17 protein-coding genes are annotated in these 18,053 nt (G+C 65.4%); 9 read left to right on the top strand and 8 right to left on the bottom strand.

Annotation, left to right across the window (positions count from 1 at the left end; genetic code table 11):
- Positions 1-21 precede the first annotated feature (21 nt).
- Entirely contained in the window at positions 22-1,158 is a 1,137-nt protein-coding gene (locus K2F54_RS03115) for an alkaline phosphatase family protein (RefSeq protein ID WP_220604363.1), read from the top strand.
- A gap of 79 nt (positions 1,159-1,237) precedes the next feature.
- Here K2F54_RS03115 and K2F54_RS03120 read toward each other — a convergent pair whose 3' ends face one another.
- Positions 1,238-1,834, bottom strand: a complete 597-nt coding sequence (locus K2F54_RS03120; RefSeq protein ID WP_308287487.1) for a DUF3043 domain-containing protein — start codon at positions 1,832-1,834, stop codon at positions 1,238-1,240.
- A gap of 39 nt (positions 1,835-1,873) precedes the next feature.
- On the opposite strand from K2F54_RS03120, the gene K2F54_RS03125 reads away from it, so the two are divergent.
- The 5 genes from K2F54_RS03125 to ctaF all read left to right on the top strand — a co-directional run bounded on the left by K2F54_RS03125 (position 1,874) and on the right by ctaF (position 7,090).
- Positions 1,874-3,310 carry a dipeptidase gene (locus K2F54_RS03125; RefSeq protein ID WP_220604364.1) on the top strand — a complete coding sequence of 479 codons (1,437 nt, stop codon included), beginning with the start codon at positions 1,874-1,876 and terminating at the stop codon, positions 3,308-3,310.
- Positions 3,311-3,434: 124 nt separating this feature from the next.
- On the top strand, positions 3,435-3,791 hold the full coding sequence (gene erpA / locus K2F54_RS03130; protein ID WP_220604365.1) for an iron-sulfur cluster insertion protein ErpA: 357 nt from the start codon (positions 3,435-3,437) through the stop codon (positions 3,789-3,791).
- 248 nt (positions 3,792-4,039) lie between these two features.
- Entirely contained in the window at positions 4,040-4,927 is an 888-nt protein-coding gene (gene ctaC / locus K2F54_RS03135; protein ID WP_220604366.1) for an aa3-type cytochrome oxidase subunit II, read from the top strand.
- 3 nt (positions 4,928-4,930) lie between these two features.
- Positions 4,931-6,667 carry an aa3-type cytochrome oxidase subunit I gene (gene ctaD, locus K2F54_RS03140; protein WP_220604367.1) on the top strand — a complete coding sequence of 579 codons (1,737 nt, stop codon included), beginning with the start codon at positions 4,931-4,933 and terminating at the stop codon, positions 6,665-6,667.
- Positions 6,668-7,090 carry an aa3-type cytochrome oxidase subunit IV gene (gene ctaF, locus K2F54_RS03145; RefSeq protein WP_220604368.1) on the top strand — a complete coding sequence of 141 codons (423 nt, stop codon included), beginning with the start codon at positions 6,668-6,670 and terminating at the stop codon, positions 7,088-7,090.
- A gap of 84 nt (positions 7,091-7,174) precedes the next feature.
- Here ctaF and K2F54_RS03150 read toward each other — a convergent pair whose 3' ends face one another.
- From K2F54_RS03150 to ctaE, 5 genes are all read right to left on the bottom strand, one after another.
- The gene (locus K2F54_RS03150) at positions 7,175-8,215 is read right to left on the bottom strand and encodes a putative RNA methyltransferase (RefSeq protein WP_374107265.1); all 1,041 of its coding nucleotides are present in this window, start codon (positions 8,213-8,215) and stop codon (positions 7,175-7,177) included.
- Positions 8,127-9,731 (bottom strand): cytochrome bc1 complex cytochrome b subunit, encoded by a 1,605-nt coding sequence (qcrB, locus tag K2F54_RS03155; RefSeq protein ID WP_220604436.1) that lies wholly within the window; start codon positions 9,729-9,731, stop codon positions 8,127-8,129. Before qcrB ends, K2F54_RS03150 begins: the two co-directional genes overlap by 89 nt.
- Positions 9,732-9,745: 14 nt before the next feature.
- A complete protein-coding gene (qcrA, locus tag K2F54_RS03160; RefSeq protein ID WP_220604370.1) occupies positions 9,746-10,819 on the bottom strand; it encodes a cytochrome bc1 complex Rieske iron-sulfur subunit in 1,074 nt (357 codons plus the stop codon).
- A 109-nt stretch (positions 10,820-10,928) separates the two neighbouring features.
- Positions 10,929-11,741 carry a cytochrome bc1 complex diheme cytochrome c subunit gene (gene qcrC / locus K2F54_RS03165; RefSeq protein ID WP_220604371.1) on the bottom strand — a complete coding sequence of 271 codons (813 nt, stop codon included), beginning with the start codon at positions 11,739-11,741 and terminating at the stop codon, positions 10,929-10,931.
- A gap of 24 nt (positions 11,742-11,765) precedes the next feature.
- Positions 11,766-12,395 carry an aa3-type cytochrome oxidase subunit III gene (ctaE, locus tag K2F54_RS03170; RefSeq protein WP_431193893.1) on the bottom strand — a complete coding sequence of 210 codons (630 nt, stop codon included), beginning with the start codon at positions 12,393-12,395 and terminating at the stop codon, positions 11,766-11,768.
- A gap of 142 nt (positions 12,396-12,537) precedes the next feature.
- Between ctaE and trpD the strand changes: the two genes are divergently transcribed.
- Positions 12,538-13,590 (top strand): anthranilate phosphoribosyltransferase, encoded by a 1,053-nt coding sequence (trpD, locus tag K2F54_RS03175; RefSeq protein WP_220604373.1) that lies wholly within the window; start codon positions 12,538-12,540, stop codon positions 13,588-13,590.
- A gap of 126 nt (positions 13,591-13,716) precedes the next feature.
- On the opposite strand, the gene glpK is transcribed toward trpD, so the two are convergent.
- Together glpK and K2F54_RS03185 are read right to left on the bottom strand one after the other, a co-directional pair.
- Positions 13,717-15,231: a glycerol kinase GlpK gene (gene glpK / locus K2F54_RS03180; RefSeq protein ID WP_220604374.1), complete on the bottom strand. Its 1,515-nt coding sequence runs from the start codon at positions 15,229-15,231 to the stop codon at positions 13,717-13,719.
- Between the two features lie 143 nt (positions 15,232-15,374).
- The gene (locus K2F54_RS03185; RefSeq protein WP_374107266.1) at positions 15,375-16,091 is read right to left on the bottom strand and encodes an MIP/aquaporin family protein; all 717 of its coding nucleotides are present in this window, start codon (positions 16,089-16,091) and stop codon (positions 15,375-15,377) included.
- A 284-nt stretch (positions 16,092-16,375) separates the two neighbouring features.
- Between K2F54_RS03185 and dhaK the strand changes: the two genes are divergently transcribed.
- Both dhaK and dhaL read left to right on the top strand, forming a co-directional pair.
- The gene (gene dhaK / locus K2F54_RS03190) at positions 16,376-17,377 is read left to right on the top strand and encodes a dihydroxyacetone kinase subunit DhaK (protein WP_220604375.1); all 1,002 of its coding nucleotides are present in this window, start codon (positions 16,376-16,378) and stop codon (positions 17,375-17,377) included.
- Between the two features lie 10 nt (positions 17,378-17,387).
- Complete coding sequence (dhaL, locus tag K2F54_RS03195; protein WP_220604376.1) at positions 17,388-18,026, top strand: dihydroxyacetone kinase subunit DhaL; 639 nt, start codon at positions 17,388-17,390, stop codon at positions 18,024-18,026.
- Positions 18,027-18,053 lie beyond the last annotated feature (27 nt).

Genomic DNA, 18,053 nt, shown 5'->3' on the forward strand with positions numbered 1-18,053 from the left:
GTCTATGTCAGACTGGGCCAGATGCCCCCTATGCTACCGGTCCGGCCCTTCAGCGCCGTTCGCCTTGCCGATGTCCTGACAAGTTCGCTGGCATCGTTGCAGGCCGCGCCCAACGCCCTCGGCCTCCCACCCGCGGCCAAGGCCGTCGTGGTGCTTGCCGACGGCCTGGGCGTGAGCAGCCTGCGCGCCAGAGCCGGGCATGCCCGGTTCCTCACCGGCCACCTGGCGAAGACGGATGTCGTGGACGGGGTGTTCCCCGCCACGACGGCGGCCGGGATCGCGTCGCTCACCACCGGCACCGCCCCTGGCACCCACGGGCTTGTCGGCTACAAGGTCCTCGACTTAGCCAATGACAGGGTCGTCAACCAGTTGACCGGCTGGGATGCCGCAATGGAGCCACTGACCTGGCAGAACCAGCCGACGGTCTTCGAACTGGCGACGGCCGCGGGGATCGCCAGTTTCGCTGTCGGGCCCAAACGCTTCGCGGGGTCTGGCTTCAGCGGCGCGGTCCTCCGCGGCGCCGCATACGTGTCGGCCGAAACCATGGCCATGCGTTTCGCCGCCGCCCGCGAGATCTTCGACACCGAACCATCTGCTCTGGTCTACCTGTACGTGCCCGAACTCGACATCAACGCGCATGCCCACGGCTGGGAGTCGGGGCGCTGGCTCGCCCAGCTGGAGGCCCTGGACGCGGAAACCGCCAGGTTCGCCGGGGGCCTGCGCCAGGATGAAGGCCTCATCCTGACCGCCGATCACGGTGTCGTCGACGTGCCGGCCGCCAAGCAGGTGCTTTTCGACACCGTGCCAGAACTCGTCAACGGAGTACGCCACATCGGCGGCGACCCGCGTTGCCTGCAGCTGTACACCGAGCCGGAGGTGGACGCGGATGCCCTGGCCGAGGCCTGGCGAGCCGTGGAGGGGGAGCGGGCCTGGATTTTCACCAGGGCGGAGGCCGTGGAGCTGGGCCTGTTCGGTCTCGTTCGACCGGAGGCGCTGACCCGGATCGGCGATGTGATCGTGGCCGCGCGGAAACTGGTCGCATACTACGATTCCCGCGAACCCAACCAGTCCGCCAGGAGCATGATCGGCCAGCATGGGTCGCTGACCGATGAGGAACTGCGTGTACCCGTGCTCAGGCTCGGCGCCTACCGGCGCTGATTGGTGCGGCTGACCGGCACGGACACACGAAACGCCCCCCTCCTGGTGAGGGGGGCGTTCACGGTCAGCCGGCTGAACGTCAGGCGGGGTATTCTCCGCGCTTCACCTGCGGCTTCGGCAGGCGCATCACTCGCAGCTGCAGGGCTCGCATGGCGGCGTACCAGCGAATCTTCTCGGCCCGGTCCGCGCCGAACTTGGCCTCGACCTTCTTGGTGAGAATGAACCCGAGTACCACGCAGTCGACGATGGCGACGAGGAAGAACGCCCACAGCGCCAGGATGCCGTAGGTCTGTACGGAAGGGTCGGGGAAGAACGTGAGCAGGATGACCAGGAACATCACCGGGATCATGAACTCGCCCACATTGAATCGGGCGTCGATGTAGTCGCGGGCGAACCGCTTCTGCGGTCCACGTTCTCTCAGCGGCAGGTACTTGTCGTCGCCGGCGGCCATGCCGAGCCGGGCCTTCTCGCGGGCAGCAGCCGACTTGGCACGTGCCTGCTTGGCGGCGAGCTTGCGGTCGTCAGGGACGAGGGGGCGCTTGTTCGCTGCTTCCTGCACGCGTCGGCTGGGCGTCGGCTGGCCCTTGCCGGTCGGCGCGCCGGCCAGGCGGGCGCGCGTCTCTTCGCCGGTCTCGATCGACGGTTCTGCTCCGGGGTTTACAGGTTGCTTAGCCACATCAATTCCTTGCAGTTAGGGTCCCTTAAGATTACTCGCATGACGGATACCGTGCAGACAGGTTCAGATAACAACCATGACGAGGGGTCAGGCGCGCTCAATCCGGCGCTGCAGACCGCCGTGGAGACGGGGCTGCCGCGAACCATCGCTGACCTGTGCGCGTTGGTGCGGATCCCCTCCGTCTCGTGGGCGGCGTTCGACCCCGCAGAGGTGAGCGCCAGCGCCGATGCCGTCGCAGCCCTCGTCCGAGAGATCGGCGTCTTCGATTCCGTTCAGGTCACCCGCGCGGGCATCCCGGGGACGGACGAGTCTGGCCAGCCCGCCGTCCTGGCGACCAGGGCCGCCAAGAACGGGCGCCCGACAGTGCTGCTCTACGCCCACCACGATGTCCAGCCCCCCGGACAGGACGAGCACTGGGAATCCCCGCCCTTCGAGCCCACCCTCCGTGGTGACCGGCTCTACGGCCGGGGTGCGGCCGATGACAAGGCCGGCGTGATGGCCCACGTTGCCGCATTGCGCGCACTCGTGGCGGCCACCGCCGGCGACATCGACCTGGGTCTGGCCCTGTTCATCGAGGGGGAGGAGGAATTCGGCAGCCGGTCATTCGCCACCTTCCTGACCGACAACCGGGAGGCCCTGCGCGCCGACGCGATCGTGGTGGCCGACTCGAACAACTGGGACATCAACACCCCCGCCATCACCATCGCGCTGCGCGGCAATGTCACGTTCCGCCTCACGGTGAGCACGCTGGCGCACGCGTCACATTCGGGTATGTTCGGAGGCGCCGTCCCCGACGCGATGATGGCAACCATCCTGTTGCTCGGCACCCTGTACGCGCCGGATGGTTCGGTCGCCGTGGACGGCCTCACCAGCCACAACGCCGGCACTCCGGCGTACGGTGAGGACGCCCTGCGGCAGGAGACCGGTCTGCTCGACGGTGTGTCCCCGATCGGGAACGGTTCCATCCTCAGTCGGATATGGTCCCAACCGGCACTGACCGTCACCGGCATCGATGCGCCCAGCGTCGCGAACGCCTCGAACACCCTGACCCCGTCGGTGTCGGTGCAGATCAGCGTGCGCATCGCGCCCGGCCAGTCCGCTCGTGAGGCCGCAGCCGCCATCGAGACGCACCTGCGCTCACACGCACCCTTCGGAGCGCACCTGGACATCGACGACCTGGACACCGGGGAGCCGTTCCTGGTCGACACCGGCGGGTGGGCCGTGGCCGAGACGCGTCTGGCGATGACCGAGGCCTGGGGGGTCGCCCCGGTGGACATCGGCGTCGGCGGATCCATCCCGTTCATCGCGGACCTGGTCCGCGAATTCCCGCAGGCCCAGATCCTGGTGACCGGTGTTGAAGACCCGGACTCCAGGGCGCACAGCCCCAACGAGTCCCTTCATCTCGGCGTCTTCAAACGCGCGATCCTCAGCGAAGCGTTCCTCCTGGGCCGCCTGAACGCCAGAACCGGTCACTGACACCGGCTCGTGCCCACAAGTCCTGCCCGCTCACGGGTTCGACGGCTACACTGTGACTAGACTCGCCCGGCCGGCCCTCGATGGGACCGTGACCTGGCGGAACCGGATAATACCGAGGAGTACCATGACCGACACGATCGAAACCAGCACCTCCGCACACGGCGTTGGCCTCACCGACATCGCCGCGGCGAAGGTGCGCAGCCTGCTCGCCCAGGAAGGTCGCGAGGACCTGCGACTTCGGGTTGCGGTGCAGCCCGGCGGCTGCTCCGGACTGATCTACCAGCTCTACTTCGACGAGCGCACCCTCGATGGCGACGCCGTCATGGACTACGACGGAGTCGAGGTCGTCGTCGACAAGATGAGCGTCCCGTACCTGGAGGGCGCGTCCATCGACTTCGAGGACACCATCCAGAAGCAGGGCTTCACCATCGACAACCCCAACGCCGGCGGTAGCTGCGCCTGCGGAGATTCCTTCAACTAGGAATTCTCGACTCACTGAAGGGGACCATCCGGCGGGTGGTCTCCTTCAGCTGTATCCGCGCCCACTCACCTCGGCGGCGGAACGAAGCCCGGAACAGGCCCTTAGCCTCTGGAAACAGCACGGCGAACACGTCGACTTTTCGGCCACGGGGCCCGATCGTGCACCGAGGGGGGACCGGCGCGGAGTAGGCTAGAGATGATAAACGCACTTCCTGTGTAGTGCCCTCACGTCTCCCCGAAAGGTCACCGGTGCTCAAAAACCGCCGTCTCCGATGGGCCGTCATACCGGTCGCAGCAACCCTCGCCTTCGTCCTGGCCGGATGCACCCAGGCTCAACTCAACGGGTATCTGCCCGGTTTCGAGGAGGGTGAGGCCCCGGTAACGAACAACACCGAACGGGTTTCCGGTCTGTGGACCACCTCGTGGATCGTGCTGCTCATCGTCGGCCTCATCACCTGGGGACTCACTCTCTGGGCCGTGATCGTCTACCGACGCCGGAAGGGCCAGACCGGCCTTCCCGTGCAGCTGCGGTACAACATGCCCATCGAGATCTTCTACACGATCGTGCCGCTGATCCTCGTGCTGGGCTTCTTCGCCTTCACCGCCCGCGATCAGAACGCCATCGAAGCCCGCTTCGAGGAGCCCGACCTGCAGATCGAGGTCATCGGCAAGCAGTGGGCCTGGGACTTCAACTACGTCACCGACGACGTGTTCACCCAGGGCATCCAGGGCCAGCCAGACCTCGACGGGGAGCAGGGCGCGCTCGTCGAAAGCGAGATTCCGACTCTGGTGCTCCCCGTCGGCCAGGAGATCGAGATCGCGCTCGAAGCACGCGACGTCATCCACTCCTTCTGGGTCATCGACTTCCTGTACAAGAAAGACATGATTCCCGGCAAGACCAACTACATGTCGGTCATCCCCGAACGAATCGGCACCTACGCCGGCAAGTGCGCCGAGCTGTGCGGTGAGTACCACTCGCTGATGCTCTTCAACGTCGAGGTGGTGTCAGAGGCCGACTACGACGTGTACATCGAGTCCCTCAGGGCAGCAGGCAACGAGGGCCAGGTATCCAACGAGTACGACCGCAACTCGAATCTCCCGGGAACCGGCGCTCCATCGGCAGAGGAAGGTAACTAGACCATGAGCACCACAACAGCTCCGGCCGGCGCACCAGCCGCTGCCCAGGCCCCACGGCCGACGGGTGTGGACCGCAAGGGCAACATCGTTGTCCGATGGATCACCTCTACCGACCACAAGGTCATCGGGTACATGTACCTGATCACCTCATTCGTTTACTTCTGCCTCGGTGGCGTGATGGCGCTCGTCATGCGCGCCCAGCTGTTCGAGCCCGGCCTGCAGATCGTGCAGACCAAGGAGCAGTACAACCAGCTGTTCACCATGCACGGCACCATCATGCTGCTGATGTTCGCGACACCACTGTTCTTCGGCTTCGCCAACGCGTTGATGCCGTTGCAGATTGGCGCGCCCGACGTGGCGTTCCCGCGGCTCAATGCCTTCTCGTTCTGGCTGTTCTTCTTCGGCAGCCTGATCGCCGTCGGCGGATTCCTCACCCCGCAGGGTGCTGCGTCGTTCGGCTGGTTCGCGTATCAACCACTGGCCAGTACGACGTTCTCGCCGGGTATCGGCGGTAATCTCTGGATGGTCGGTCTCGGTCTGTCCGGTTTCGGCACGATCCTCGGTGGCGTGAACTTCATCACCACCATCATCACCATGCGTGCCCCCGGCATGACCATGTTCCGGATGCCGATCTTCACCTGGAACACCCTGGTGACGTCGCTCCTGATCCTGATGGCCTTCCCTGTCCTGGCCGCAGCCATGCTCGCCGCGGCAAGCGACCGGATCTTCCTCTCGCGCATCTACGACCCAGCCAACGGCGGTGCGATCCTCTGGCAGCACCTGTTCTGGTTCTTCGGTCACCCCGAGGTGTACATCATCGCGCTGCCGTTCTTCGGCATCGTGTCAGAGGTCTTCCCGGTGTTCAGCCGCAAGCCGATCTTCGGATACAAGACGCTGATCTACGCAACCATCTCGATCGCCGCCCTGTCCGTCACGGTCTGGGCACACCACATGTACGTGACCGGTTCGGTCCTGCTGCCGTTCTTCTCCCTGATGACGATGCTCATCGCGGTACCGACAGGGGTGAAGATCTTCAACTGGATCGGAACCATGTGGCGGGGCTCCATCACCTTTGAAACGCCCATGCTCTGGGCCATCGGCTTCCTGATCACATTCACCTTCGGTGGTCTGACCGGCGTGATCCTCGCGTCCCCGCCGCTGGACTTCCACGTGTCGGACACCTACTTCGTTGTGGCGCACTTCCACTACGTCGTGTTCGGTACCGTCGTGTTCGCGATGTTCAGCGGGTTCTACTTCTGGTGGCCCAAGTGGACAGGCAAGATGCTCAATGAGCGCCTGGGCAAGTGGCACTTCTGGTTGCTCTTCATCGGCTTCCACACCACCTTCCTCGTGCAGCACTGGCTCGGTGTCGTGGGTATGCCGCGTCGTTACGCGTCCTACCTGCCCGAGGACGGCTTCACCTGGATGAACCAGGTCTCCACCGTCGGATCGATGCTGCTGGCGGTGTCGATGATCCCGTTCTTCCTGAACGTGTACATCACGGCGCGCAATGCCCCGCAGGTCACCGTGAACGACCCCTGGGGTTACGGCGCTTCGCTGGAGTGGGCCACGTCATGCCCGCCTCCGCGCCACAACTTCACGTCGATCCCACGGATCCGCTCCGAGCGTCCCGCCTTCGACCTGAACCACCCCGAAGCGGGTATGCCCGTGGGAATCGGTCCGGCCAAGGACGCGCCTGACGCCCCCACATACGACGCCGGATCGGAAGAGGTCAAGTAGATGAAAGCCAATATCAGCCTCTACTGGATCCTCGCGGTCTTCTTCGCGCTGCTCGCGGCCGTCTACGTGGTCTGGGGCCTGCTCGACCCCCTGCAGGGGAGCATCGAATGGGTGGGGACCTTCGGTATCGCTCTCAGCGGTGTCTTGGTCGCGTTCGTGGCCTTCTACCTGGATAAGGTGCACAAGGCGCAGGGCGGGGAACTGCCCGAGGACCTTCTCGACGCGAACATCGACGACGGCGACCCCGAGCTGGGCTTCTTCAGCCCGTGGAGCTGGTGGCCCATCATGCTGGCCGCCAGTGCGGCGCTGCTGTTCCTCGGCCTCGCGGTCGGCTTCTGGATCTCGTACATCGCCGTGGGCGTCGGCGTGATCAGCCTGGTCGGCTGGATCTACGAGTACTACCGGGGCCTGTTCGCCCGGTAAGCGCCTCAACCGCAAACGGCGCCGCCAACCTCAGGGTTGGCGGCGCCGTTTTGTGTGTCCGAGCCGGTCGGACGGAGCCGACGGCTACACCGTCAGGCGACGGAACGCGAGGAGCTGGAAGGCGACGGTGACCGGCCTCGCCGGTTCCGGCCTGTCGGGTGACGTCGACCCGAGCTCGCTTGCGCTACCGGCACGTCCCGAGTGGTGGGCGGACGGTCCCATGCCGAGCAGCGCTCTGACGTCTGCGGGGGAGAGAGACAGCTGCTGAGAGAGCTCGGTACCCGACTCGAGTTCAAAGCGGCCGGCGAGGCTCGTGATGAGGTCGGCCGTCTTATTGCCGTGCACGTCGAGAGCCAACCCATCCGCACGGAGCTCCTCCAGGTGGCTCGGATGGGGAACCACCACCACCAACAGGCCGCCAGGGGCCACGATCCGGTGGAACTCGGCCGGATTGCGCGGCGCGAAGACGTTGATGGCCACATCCGCCGCTGCGTCCCGAATGGGCAGCGGAGACCAAACGTCAGCGACCAGACCGGCCGTGACGCTGCCCGCGTGCGTCGCGGCGCGCACGGTGCGGGCGACGGCTGGCGCGGACAGGTCGACGGCCAGGGCAGACACGCCCACGGGTCCCTGGCGGGCCGTATGGTCCACAGCGCCCTCCTGAGGGCGCCGCTGATCGGCCAGGGCGGCCAGCACACCTCTGAGGTAGTACCCGGTCCCACAGCCGATGTCGGCCACTCGGCCAGCTCGTTCCTGGGCAACGAGCGTGCACAGGGCATCGCGCAGGTCTGAGTACCAGCCGTGCTCCAGGAAGGTCTCCCTGGCGTCGAGCATGGCGGGGGAGTCCCCGATCAGGCGGCGTGATCCATTGATCAGGGAGACGTACCCGCGGCGGTTCACATCGAACCGATGGCCGTGGGGGCAGGACAGGACGAGAGTATCGGCGGGTTGCAGGTCGGCCAAACAGTTCGGGCACCGCAGCCACTCCGACAGAGTCAGGAGGTGCTGCGATGCCCGAACGGGTGGAGCCGTGGAATCAGTGGTGATCGCCGTGGCTCTTTTCGATTTCCTGGGTACCGACCGGTGCGATCCGGTCTTCGAAGAACCAGCGTGACAGTCCGGCACGTACGCGTTGCACGGGCGAGATCTTGCCCCGTGCGTTGGGGGTGAGCTCGAGCGGTTTGTAGTCGGCGTAGCTGACCAGCTTCCAGCGCTCGTACTCGTCGACGGGCTGGTGCACCTCGATGTACTCGCCACCGGGGAGACGCACGATGCGGCCGGATTCGTAGCCGTGCAGCACGATCTCACGATCCTTCTTCATCAGTGCGAGGCAGACCCGCTTGGTGATGAAGTACGCGATGATCGGGCCGAGAATCACGACGGCCTGGAGGGTGTGGATGACCCCCTCCATCGTCACCTTGAAATGGGTGGCGATGATGTCCGACGACGCCGCGGCCCACAGGCCGGCGTAGAACGTGACACCGGCCGCGCCGATGGCGGTGCGGGTCGGAGCGTTGCGCGGACGGTCCAGGATGTGGTGTTCGCGCTTGTCACCGGTCACCCAGGCCTCGAGGAACGGGTACAGCAGGACAACGCCGATGAACAGTCCGAGGCCCACCAGGGGGATCAGGATGTTGAACGACCAGGTGCCGCCGAGTCCGACCCACTCGAGCCCCGGCGGAATCAGGCGGAGGGCACCGTCGGCGAAGCCGATGTACCAGTCGGGCTGGGTTCCGGCGGAAACGGGGGAGGGATCGTACGGACCGTAGTTCCAGATCGGGTTGATCGTGAAGAACGACGCCATCAGCATGACAACACCGAAGACGATGAAGAAGAATCCACCGGCCTTGGCAGCGTAGACCGGCAGAACCGGGTAGCCGACGACGTTGTTGTTGGTGCGACCGGCTCCGGGGTACTGAGTGTGCTTGTGCACAACGACGAAGAGCAGATGCATCGCGATCAGAGCCACGATGATCGCCGGCAGGATCAGGATGTGCAACGAGTACAACCTGCCCACGATATCGACGCCGGGGAATTCGCCGCCGAAGAGCAGGAACGAGATCCACGTTCCCACCACGGGGATGCCCTTGACCATGCCGTCGATGATGCGCAGACCGTTACCGGACAGCAGGTCATCGGGGAGCGAGTATCCGGTGAAGCCTTCGGCCATCGCCAGGATGAAGAGGACGAAGCCGATGACCCAGTTGAGTTCACGCGGCTTGCGGAATGCGCCGGTGAAGAAGATCCGCAGCATGTGCAGTCCGATGGAGGCCACGAACAGGAGGGCCGCCCAGTGATGCACCTGGCGCATCAGCAGACCACCACGGATGTCGAAGGACAGGTCCAGGGATGACGCCATCGCCACGGACATCGCCACGCCCTTGAGCGGAACGTATGAGCCGTCGTAGTGCACCTCGACCATGGAGGCCTGGAAGAAGAACGTCAGAAACGTGCCAGAGAGCAGGATGATGACGAAGCTGTAGAGCGCGACCTCACCGAGCAGGAACGACCAGTGGTCGGGGAAGATCTTACGACCCAGTTCCTTGACGGCGGTGGAGATGCTCGTGCGCTCGTCAACGTAGTTGGCCGCGGCGCCCGTGAAGCCGCCGGACTTCTTCTTCTGTGTGTCGGCGGGTTTCATATCGGTTGTGGTACTCACTGTCGCTCCCAGAAGCTCGGTCCGACGGGTTCAAGGAAATCGCTTTGTGCGATCAGGTATCCATCAGCGTCCACCGCGATGGGGAGCTGGGGAAGGGCGCGCTTGGCCGGTCCGAAGATGACCTTCGCGCTGTCGGCCACGTCGAACTGCGACTGGTGGCACGGGCACAGCAGGTGGTGCGTCTGCTGTTCGTACAGGCCGACCGGGCAGCCCACGTGGGTGCAGATCTTGGAGTACGCGACGATTCCGTCGTATGACCAGCTGGCACGTTCGGGCGTCTCGATGAGGTCTTCAGGCTTCATGCGCACCAGAATGACCACGGCCTTGGCTTTCTCTTCGAGCAGACCGTGCCCGAGGTCCATCAGTCCCTCTGGGATGACAGCGAAGGAGGAGCCCAGCGTGACATCGGATGCCTTGATCGGTACGCCGGAGGGGTCGAGGGCGAGCCTGGTCCCCTTTTCCCACATGGTCTGCTTGAGCAGCGCAACGGGGTCCTGGTCCTGCGGAGCGAGGCCGCGGAACAGTACGACCGCGGGAAGCGGGAAGACCACGAGGGCACCGATCAGGCTGTTGCGGATCATGGTGCGACGGCCGAAGCCGGACTCGGTGTTCGCTTCCTGGAAGATCTCCACGGCGCGGGCACGGGTTTCGTCGGTGCCGCGAACCGGGTGGCGCTCATCGACACCTTCTTCGTCGTGCATGAGCGCCTTGCCCCAGTGCACGGCGCCGATACCCAGTGCAAGCAGTGCCAGGGCGAGCCCGATACCGATGAACATGTTGTTCAGACGAACAGAGCCCGGGTCCTCCGGCACGATCGGGAAGATCATGTAGGCCGCGATGGCGAAGATGCTGCCCACGATCGACAGGTAGAACAGGGTGTAGACGGTGCGCTCTGCACGCTTCTCCGCGCGGGGATCCAGGTCGGTGATCCGGGGTCGGTGCGGCGGGAAACCGGGGTTGGCCACAGCGTCGCGGGAAACGACGGCAATGCCTGCGGCAGCCGAACCGTGGTCGACACCCGCGGAATCGGTGGCGGTCAGGTCCTTTCCGCTGGTTTCATCGCTGGCCATTGTTCTCCTTCGTGGGGGCTGTCAGTGCCGACATAGTCGGCAATGACGCGGGTTGTGCAGTGTGCGGTGTTGCTGTGCGTGATCGCTGTGTCATATCCCGTACGGCCGATCAGTTGGACTTCGCCGTGATCCACACGGTGAGAGCGACAATCGCGCCGAGCCCGAAGATCCAGAGGAAAAGGCCTTCGGAAACCGGACCGAGCGAACCCAGTGCGAATCCGCCCGGCGACGGGTTGTTCTCCACGTACTTGAGGTACGTGATGATGTCGCGCTTGTCTTCGGGGGAGATGTTCATGTCATTGAAGACGGGCATGTTCTGCGGGCCGGTGATCATGGCCTCGTAGATGTGCTGCGGGGTTACACCGTCCAGGGCGGGTGCGTACTTGCCCTCGGTCAGGGCGCCACCGGCTCCGGCGACGTTGTGGCACATCGCACAGTTGATGCGGAACAGTTCTGCGCCGGCTGCCGCGTCACCCTGCGCGTCGAGCAGCTCGGCGGCGGGGATCGCGGGGCCGGGGGCGAGGGATGCGACATACGCGGCAAGGGCCGCGGTCTGCTCCTCGGTGAACTGCACGGGCTTGACCTCGGCCTGTGGTCCGTTCATCTGCATCGGCATCCGACCGGTGCCGACCTGGAAGTCGACCGAGGCGGCGCCGACGCCGATCAGGCTGGGACCGGCCGACGTGCCGTCAGCGCTGAGGCCGTGGCAGGTGGCGCAGTTCGCGGCGAACAGCTTCTCGCCCTCCGCGACGGTCTGCGCTGATGCGCTCTCGGTGGCGGCGCTGGCGGTGCTGGTGCTGAATGCTGCGTAGGCGCCGCCGGTGAAGAGCAGGCCGATGGCAATGAGGGCAACGCTGGCGAGAGGGCTGCGCCGGCCGGAACGACGTGAAGTGCCGTTGGTAGGTTTCTGAGTCCTGGGCATGCTGAGTGTGTCCGCTCCTGCTTGTTATTTAAGAACGTAGATGACCAGGAAGAGCCCGATCCAGACGACGTCGACGAAGTGCCAGTAGTACGAAACCACGATGGCGCTGGTGGCTTCCTTGTGACCGAAGTTCTTGACCGCGAAACCACGGCCGATCACGAGGAGGAAGGCGATGAGGCCGGCGGTCACGTGAATTCCGTGGAAACCGGTGGTGAGGTAGAAGGCCGAGCCGTAGGCGTTGGACGCCAGCGTCACGCCTTCGGTCACCAGGGTGGCGTACTCGAAGACCTGGCCGGAGACGAAGATCGCGCCGAGGGCGTAGGTGAGGAAGAACCACTCGACCATGCCCCACTGGCTCGGTCGCCATCCCGTCGACCTAGACTGCAGGCGCTCGGCGGCGAAAACGCCGAACTGGCAGGTGATGGAGGAGGACACCAGGATCAGCGTGTTCACCAGAGCAAAGGTGAAGTTGTGCTTCTCGGTCTCGAACTGCCACAACTCCGGAGAGGTGGACCTCAGGGTGAAGTAGATGGCGAAGAGGCCAGCGAAGAACATGACCTCGCTGCCCAGCCAGACAATGGTGCCAACCGCCACGCTGTTGGGCCTGTTCACTACGGGGAGGGTCGCCCGAGGAGTAATTGAGGTCGTCGTCACTATTCCATTATGGCCGATTACGCCACAGGTTTTTCTCATACTGAAGTGCCATAAGGCCCAATTTAGGGGTTAGGGGACCCTAACTAGTGCCTGATGGGGCCGTAATTGCGGGGCGGGGAGCTGGGTTCCCTAAGATCGAAGCATGCTCGAATCCCAGTCCTGGCCGAATATTCTTGATGTCCTGTTGCGGGGCGAAGACCTGAGCGTGGCCGATGCTGCCTGGTGCATGGAGAGAATCGTGCTGGGGGAGGCGTCCGAGGCCCAAATCGCCGGGTTCCTGGTGGCCTTGCGCGCCAAGGGCGAGACCGTTGATGAGATCGTCGGATTCCGAGACGCTATCCTCGACCACGCCATCCCCCTGAACGTGAATTCGATGGGCCTGGACATCGTGGGTACCGGCGGCGACAGGTTCGGCACGGTCAACGTGTCCACCATGGCGTCCATCGTCTGCGCAGCCGCCGGCGTGCCCGTGATCAAGCACGGAAACAAAGCCGCCAGCAGCGCCTCTGGATCCTCTGACGTCCTCGCCGCACTCGGCATCGACCTCAGCCGGTCCGCCGACGAAGTCGCGGCCGTGCTGGACTCCACCGGAATCACCTTCGCATTCGCTGCGGCATTCCACCCCGGCTTCCGGCACGCCGCCGCCGTCCGCGCGGACCTCGGCATCCCCACGGTCTTCAACTTCCTCGGTCCGTTGGTCAACCCCGCCAGGCCGGAGGCGTCGGCCGTCGGGGTGGCCAGTCTCGACCGCGTGCCGCTCTTCGTCGGGGTGTTTCAGACCCGGGGTGCCTCCGCCCTGGTGTTTCGGGGTGACGACGGACTGGATGAACTCACCACGACGGGTCACAGCCACGTCTGGGAGGTGTCCAGGGGTCAGGTCACCGAGCACGACATCGACCCGCGCGATCTCGGCATCCCGCGGGCAACGATGAGCCAGCTGGTCGGCGGGTCGCCGGAACACAATGCCGGTGTGGTGCACGCCGTGCTGTCGGGGGAGACGGGCCCGGTGCGCGACATCGTCCTTCTCAACGCGGCCGGTGGTCTGGTCGCATACGATCTCGCGCACGACCCCGCGCAGTCCCAGGTCAGCATCCTCGACCGGTTCAGGGCGAAACTCCTCGTCGCGGCCGAGGCGATCGACTCCGGTGCCGCGACGGCCAAGCTCGCCCAGTGGGTGCAGGCCACCCGCGCCTGAGCCAGCCCGGTCGCGCGACGTCGGCTCGTCCGGTGCCACCGGAAAGACCGGCCGGCCGCGTGCCCCGCACGTCGGGGCGTCGCGGCCGACCGGCCGGGATGAAGCGGTTCGCTGGCGAGCTGCTGGCTAGATGACGTCCTCGTCCACCCAGCCGAAGGTCTTGGTGACCGCCTTCTTCCAGTTCCGCAGCTGGCGGGCGCTTTCCTCCTCGCTCATGACCGGCGTCCACCGGCTGTCCTCCTGCCAGTTGGAGCGCAGTTCGTCCAGTGTGCTCCAGAACCCGACCGCCAAGCCGGCCGCGTATGCCGCTCCGAGCGCCGTCGTCTCGGCCACGACCGGACGGATGACCGGGACACCGATGATGTCGGCCTGGAACTGCATCAGCAGGTTGTTCTTGATCATGCCGCCGTCGACCTTGAGCTCGGTCAGGGGCACCCCTGAGTCCGCGTTCACGGCGTCCAGAACCTCCCGGGTCTGGAAGGCGGTGGCCTCCAGCGCCGCTCGGGCAATGTGGCCCTTGTTGACGAAGCGGGTGAGGCCGACCAGGGCGCCACGGGCATCCGAGCGCCAGTACGGCGCGAACAGGCCGCTGAACGCCGGAACGAAGTAGGCGCCGCCGTTGTCGTCGACGCTTGCGGCCAGTGTCTCGATCTCCTCCGAGGAGGTGATCATGCCGAGGTTGTCGCGCAGCCACTGCACCAGGGCGCCGGTGACGGCGATCGAACCCTCGAGGGCGTAGTGCGGTTCGGCGTCGCCAAGCTTGTAGCCCAGCGTGGTGAGCAGGCCGTTCTTGGAGTGGATGATCTCGGTGCCGGTGTTGAAGATCAGGAAGTTGCCGGTGCCGTAGGTGTTCTTCGCCTCACCCTGGTCGAACGCGGCCTGACCGAAGGTGGCGGCCTGCTGGTCACCGAGGATGCCGGCGATCGGCACCTCACGCAGCAGGCTGTGCTCGTTGACGGTGCCGTAGACCTCGCTGGAGGACTTGATCTCCGGCAGCATCGACCGGGGCACGTCGAACGCCGCCAGGATCTCGTCGTCCCATTCAAGCGTTTCCAGGTCCATGAACAGGGTGCGGCTGGCGTTGGTGACGTCGGTGGCATGCACGCCGCCCTCCAGCCCGCCGGTGAGGTTCCACAGCACCCAGGTGTCGGTGGTACCGAACATCAGGTCACCCCGCTCGGCCTTCTCCCTTGCCCCCTCCACGTTCTCCAGGATCCAGACGATCTTGGTGCCGGAGAAGTACGTCGCCAACGGCAGACCGACCTTGGGCTTGAACCGCTCCACACCGCCATCCGCGGCCAACCGGTCGACGATCGGCTGGGTGCGGGTGTCCTGCCAGACGATGGCGTTGTACACCGGCAGGCCGGTGGTGCGGTCCCAGACAACGGCGGTCTCACGCTGGTTGGTGATGCCGACGGCGGCGATGTCGTGCCGGGTGAGGTTGGCCTTGGACAGCGCCTGACCGATGACCTCACGGGTGTTGTCCCAGATCTCCACCGGGTTGTGTTCGACCCAGCCGGCGCGGGGAAAGATCTGCTCGTGCTCGAGTTGACCGGTCGAGACGATCGAGCCGGCGTGGTCGAAGATGATGGCCCGCGAACTCGTGGTGCCCTGGTCGATGGCGAGAACATACTGTGCCATGGTGTACCTCCTTGTACGTTGCATGATGGCTTGGACACACTATAAAACCGTGCGGAGTGTTCCGCTCGGGTGACTTCTGTACCGCGATGGCCACTCGGGCCGGGCAGCGCGGCAGGCCGGTCCGTGCCGGACCGGCCTGCCGGTTAGGCCATGACGGGCAGCCAGACCAGCGAGGCCCACCCGGCCAGGACACCGCCGATGACGGGCCCCACGACCGGGACCCAGGAATAGGCCCAGTCCGATGAACCCTTGCCCTTGATCGGCAGGATGAAGTGCGCGATCCGGGGGCTGAGGTCACGGGCCGGGTTGATGGCGTATCCGGTCGGTCCACCGAGGGAGACACCGATCACAAGCACGAGCAGGGCGACGGGCAGTGCGCCGAGGGCCGCGAGGCCACCGGTCTCGCCCTGGCGACCGCCGCCGAACGCGATCACCACGAACACCAGCACGAAGGTGCCGATGATCTCGGTGACCAGGTTCCAGCCGTACGAGCGGATGGCCGGACCCGTCGAGAAGGTGCCCAGCTTGTTGGCGGGTTCCGGCTCCTCGTCGTAGTGCTGCTTGTAGGCCAGCCAGCACACGACGGCGCCGAGGAAAGCACCGAGGAACTCGCCGGCCAGATAGACGAGCACCGACAGGAAGTTCACCGGAACGCCCAGGCCGAATTCGGTGGCGCCAGAGGCGACCAACCCCAGGGTGACGGCCGGGTTGAGGTGCGCACCCGAGTTGTACGCCACGGTCACACCGGCGAAGACAGCGAATGCCCAGCCGAAGGTCACCATGAGGAACCCGCCGCCGAAGCCCTTGTTCTTCGTCAGCGCCACGTTGGCCACGACACCACAACCGAGGAGGACGAGCATCCCTGTGCCCAACACCTCCGACAAAAACACAAGACCGATATTGTCCACGATGACCTTTCTCGTTAGGAGCGAGATGCCGGTTGAACCGGAGCAATCCCTTCGCGCTGAGCGATTGTGCAGTCACCATAGCGCGGGCGCGCCCGAAGCGAAACGGAGCAGAATAGGCGGATAACCTGCCTCTTACCGAGAGCGATGGCAGCGCGTAGGTTGTGCGTGAACCTGTTGTGGGTGTCCGGCACGTGCAGAAACGTGCCGTCTCGATTCCGCCGAACGAAGGAATGGAAATGAAGAAGCTTGTCAACGATCCGAAAAACGTTGTCGACGAGGCCGTCGCCGGGTTCGGTGCTGCGCACGGCGACATCGTGCGGGTATCCCTGGATCCGGTTTTCATTGTGCGCACCGACGCGCCCGTCTCGGGCAAGGTCGGCATCGTCAGCGGCGGCGGCAGCGGTCACGAGCCGCTGCACGGCGGTTTCGTCGGCCTGGGCATGCTCGATGCCGCTGTGCCGGGAGCCGTCTTCACCTCGCCGACGCCCGACCCGATTCTCGCGGCCACCAAGGCTGTGGACGGGGGAGCAGGGGTGCTGCACATCGTGAAGAACTACACCGGTGATGTGCTGAACTTCGAGACGGCGGCGGATCTGGCGGCGGCAGACGACATCGAGGTACGCTCGGTGATCGTCGACGACGACGTCGCGGTCAAGGACTCGCTCTACACCGCGGGGCGCAGGGGAGTGGCCGGCACGGTCCTGGTCGAGAAGATCGCCGGTGCCGCCGCCGAGCGTGGCGACGACCTCGACACTGTCGCGACCGTCGCCGAGAAGGTCATCGGTCGGGTCCGCTCCATGGGCGTGGCCCTCACCCCGTGCGTGGTCCCGCACGCCGGCGAGCCGAGCTTCACGCTGGCCGACGACGAGATCGAGATCGGCATCGGGATCCACGGCGAGCCGGGGCGGGAACGGATCAAAATGGAACCGGCCGACGCCATCGTCGACCGAATCCTGGGACCGATCCTGGAGGACCTGCCCGTCACGGCGGGGGACAAGGTCCTCCTGTTCGTCAACGGAATGGGCGGGACGCCCCAGGTGGAGCTGTACATTGTATTCCGACGGGCCGCCGAAGTTCTCGCCGATCGTGGCATCGAGGTCACCCGAACGCTCGTCGGCAATTTCACAACATCACTGGAGATGCAGGGCATGTCGATCACGGTTCTCACACTCGATGACGAGTTGACCACCCTGTGGGACGCTCCGGTGCACACGGCCGCACTGCGGTGGGGAAAGTAGGGAAGACCGAATGAGCGTAGACGTCGCATGGGCAGAGGCCTGGATCCGGAGCAGCGCGAAGGTTCTGTCTGAGCACCGCGCAGAATTGAACACGCTGGACCGGGAGATCGGCGACGGTGATCACGGCGAGAACATGGACAGGGGCTTCCAGGCCATGCTGCCCAAGCTCGACTCCCTGACCGACGCGGCGACGCCCGCCGAGCTGCTCAAGGCCCTCGCGGCCACGCTCATCTCCACGGTCGGCGGTGCCGCCGGTCCGCTCTACGGCACCGCCTACCTGAAGGCCGCTGCCGCGGTGAGCGGTGCGGCGGAACTGGACGGGCCGGCGATCATCGCCCTACTGACGGCCGGACGGGATGGAATCGTGTTGCGCGGCAAGGCGGAATCCGGTGACAAGACCATGATCGACGCCTGGACTCCGGCGGTGGACGCGGCGACAGAGGCCGCGGCCGCCGGGGCAAGCGCCGCCCTGATCCTCGCCGCCGCCGCGGATGCCGCAGAGGCCGGCGCCGTTGCGACGGAGCCGTGGGTGGCCCGCAAGGGTCGGGCAAGCTATCTGGGCGAGCGAGCCATCGGCCATCGTGACCCTGGTGCCCAGTCGACGGCGCTGATCCTGCGCTGTGGTGCCGATGCGGCCGCGCAGGCCTGATTGTGGCTGAGCCCGTGCCGGAACGAG

The sequence above is a fragment of the Cryobacterium inferilacus genome (genome assembly GCF_019599185.1).
Taxonomy (GTDB): Bacteria; Actinomycetota; Actinomycetes; order Actinomycetales; family Microbacteriaceae; genus Cryobacterium; species Cryobacterium inferilacus.

What these genes read in the sequence shown, in the direction of transcription:
- K2F54_RS03185 (WP_374107266.1), bottom strand. Translation starts at nt 16,091, where the DNA reads ATGCTCGTCCTCCTCGGTTGTGGTGTCGTGGCCAACGTGGCGCTGACG.
- trpD (WP_220604373.1), top strand. Translation starts at nt 12,538, where the DNA reads ATGCTCGAATCCCAGTCCTGGCCGAATATTCTTGATGTCCTGTTGCGG.
- erpA (WP_220604365.1), top strand. Translation starts at nt 3,435, where the DNA reads ATGACCGACACGATCGAAACCAGCACCTCCGCACACGGCGTTGGCCTC.
- ctaD (WP_220604367.1), top strand. Translation starts at nt 4,931, where the DNA reads ATGAGCACCACAACAGCTCCGGCCGGCGCACCAGCCGCTGCCCAGGCC.
- dhaL (WP_220604376.1), top strand. Translation starts at nt 17,388, where the DNA reads ATGAGCGTAGACGTCGCATGGGCAGAGGCCTGGATCCGGAGCAGCGCG.
- qcrC (WP_220604371.1), bottom strand. Translation starts at nt 11,741, where the DNA reads ATGCCCAGGACTCAGAAACCTACCAACGGCACTTCACGTCGTTCCGGC.
- qcrB (WP_220604436.1), bottom strand. Translation starts at nt 9,731, where the DNA reads ATGAAACCCGCCGACACACAGAAGAAGAAGTCCGGCGGCTTCACGGGC.
- qcrA (WP_220604370.1), bottom strand. Translation starts at nt 10,819, where the DNA reads ATGGCCAGCGATGAAACCAGCGGAAAGGACCTGACCGCCACCGATTCC.
- dhaK (WP_220604375.1), top strand. Translation starts at nt 16,376, where the DNA reads ATGAAGAAGCTTGTCAACGATCCGAAAAACGTTGTCGACGAGGCCGTC.
- ctaF (WP_220604368.1), top strand. Translation starts at nt 6,668, where the DNA reads ATGAAAGCCAATATCAGCCTCTACTGGATCCTCGCGGTCTTCTTCGCG.
- K2F54_RS03125 (WP_220604364.1), top strand. Translation starts at nt 1,874, where the DNA reads ATGACGGATACCGTGCAGACAGGTTCAGATAACAACCATGACGAGGGG.
- glpK (WP_220604374.1), bottom strand. Translation starts at nt 15,231, where the DNA reads ATGGCACAGTATGTTCTCGCCATCGACCAGGGCACCACGAGTTCGCGG.
- K2F54_RS03115 (WP_220604363.1), top strand. Translation starts at nt 22, where the DNA reads ATGCCCCCTATGCTACCGGTCCGGCCCTTCAGCGCCGTTCGCCTTGCC.